Here is a 2,225-nt window from a genome sequence, read left to right as displayed (position 1 = left end):
CCGGGAGCCGATCGTCGGATCTCCTCGTTGACCAGACGGGTATATCGGACGGTGCCGTATTCGCAGGGGCTGGCACGTCAACTCTGGTACCTCGGGCACGAGTCGGTGGCGCTCGGCGCCGTGTGGAACACGCCGTTCACCCGGGTCATCGAAGGGGTGGCGAAAATCAATCTCGTTGCCCAGGTGCGTGATCCGTGGATGCGGCGACAGCTCACCCCGGATTTCCGGGCCGGCTGTAAGCGGCTGCTGATGACCAGTGACTACTATCCCGCACTGCAAGCCGACAACTGCACCCTGGTGACGTGGCCGATCGCGCGGATCTGCGAACACGGCGTGCGGACCGTGGAGGGGATCGAGCGACGGTTCGACGCACTGGTGTTCGCGACCGGGTTCGAGGTGTCCAAGCAGGGATCGCCGATCCCGATCCGCGGCCGTGACGGTCGAGTGCTCGCCGACGAATGGTCCGGTGGCGCATACGCGTACAAGTCGATCGCGGTGTCGGGGTATCCGAATCTCTATTTCACCTTCGGCCCGAACTCCGGCCCGGGGCACAATTCGGCGCTGGTGTACATGGAGGCACAGATCGATGCGATCGTCACCGCCATCTCGCTGATCGTCGACCGCGGATTGCGGTTGCTCGACGTGCACCGGCCCGCCCAAGATGCCTACAACCGGTCGATCCAGAAACGCCTGGAGAGCACCACCTGGAATTCCGGTTGCCGCAGTTGGTATCTCACCGACGACGGATTCAACGCCACCATGTATCCGGGGTTCGCCAGTCAATACCTCGCGCAGATGCGGGGGATCGATTTCTCCCGGGATTTCCGCGCGGCGGCACTCGACGACGCGCGGTCGCCGGACGCGAGCCGGGATTCGTCGATGGTGTGATCGGTGCTCGCCTCAGCCGATGCCGGCGGGGTCGACCGACACCCAGTCCGGATACTTGGCGGTTCGGTCGTCACCGGAGGACTGCTTGCGAAGGCGTCGCATCACCCACGGGAACAGGTGCTCGCGAACGAACCCGGCCTCCGCGACGAGGCGCGGCGGACGCGGTTGCGGTTCGGGGCGAGCAGGGGTCGGCGTCGGCACCCCGAGGCCACGCAGGATCAGTGCGGCGGCGCGGCGGTGGCCGATCGCGTTGAGATGCAACCGATCCGGCGACCAGTATTCGGGGCGGCGGATCTCGGTGTCGTGGAAAACATCGATGAATTCCACGTCCTCGGTGATGGCGATGGTCGCGACCTCGTTGGTGAGATACTCGCCGCGGCGCCGGATGGTCGACCCGAAGGGCAGACCATCCGAGGGGTCGGCGCCGGCCAGGAGGACGACGCGGATTCCGGCGTCACGGCATCGGCGTACCGCGGAGCGGGTGAGCTCGACCAGTCCGGTGAGGTCGCCGGTGCGCAACATGTCGTTGCCGCCGCCGTTGAGGGTGATCATCGTCGGCAACGGTTCGAGGTGCAGGGCGGCGTCGACCTGATCGGTGACGATGGGTTCGAGGAGCCGGCCGCGCACGGCAAGGTTGGCGTAGTCGATCCCGCCGTGCGCGGCGGCGAGCCCCTCGGCGACGAGGTCGGCCCACCCGCGCGGGATGTCGGGGCCATCGGGTTCGTCGCCGACGCCTTCGGTGAAACTGTCACCGACCGCCACGTACCGCACTGCCTGCCTTGACCTTTCGCTCGTTCGGGTAATCGCGCACCGGACGTGATGGGTACGCGGACCTACGTGACGGTGATGCCGCCGTCGACCGCGAGGGTCTGGCCGGTGACGTAGCCGCCGGCCGGGGAGGCCAGCCAGACCGCCGTCGCGGCCAGCTCCACCGGATCACCGGTGCGGCCCAGCACGACGCGCGGTATCTGTGAGTCGAGGTAGCCGTCCTTGTAGCCGTCGGTCATCTCGGACTTGAAGAATCCGGGGGCCAGTGCGTTGACGCGAATACCCTTGCGGGAGCCCCACTGCTGGGCGAGATCGCGGGTGAGGCCGATGATCCCGGCCTTGCTCGCGGCGTAGGCGGCCTGCGGGAGCGAGGCGGTGGTGATGCCCAGGATCGACGAGATGTTGATGATCGAGCTACCCGGCTGCATGACCCGGCCGGCCGCCTGCGCCATCCAGTACGAGCCGTTGAGATTGACGTCGATGACGTTGCGGAACTGCTCGGGTGTTTCCCGTGTCGCCGGCACCGCGGTGCCGATGCCCGCGTTGTTGATCAGCACGTCGACGCGACC

At 67.1% G+C, this 2,225-nt stretch carries 2 protein-coding genes and 1 pseudogene; 1 reads left to right on the top strand and 2 read right to left on the bottom strand.

What is annotated here, in order from left to right; all coding sequences use genetic code 11:
• Positions 1-888: pseudogene (locus tag B1964_RS16815) on the top strand (NAD(P)/FAD-dependent oxidoreductase); the annotation flags it as partial.
• 12 nt (positions 889-900) lie between these two features.
• Here B1964_RS16815 and B1964_RS16810 read toward each other — a convergent pair.
• Positions 901-1,659, bottom strand: coding sequence for an SGNH/GDSL hydrolase family protein (locus tag B1964_RS16810; protein ID WP_079930582.1), 759 nt, complete (start codon positions 1,657-1,659; stop codon positions 901-903).
• A gap of 62 nt (positions 1,660-1,721) precedes the next feature.
• A partial coding sequence (locus tag B1964_RS16805) for an SDR family oxidoreductase (RefSeq protein ID WP_079930581.1) occupies positions 1,722-2,225 on the bottom strand: 504 nt, incomplete at its 5' end.

The organism is Gordonia sp. i37 (assembly GCF_002043085.1).
In the GTDB taxonomy this organism is placed as follows: Bacteria; Actinomycetota; Actinomycetes; order Mycobacteriales; family Mycobacteriaceae; genus Gordonia; species Gordonia polyisoprenivorans.
Note: the sequence above shows the minus strand (reverse complement) of the source record. Positions and strands in the feature narration are given on the sequence as shown.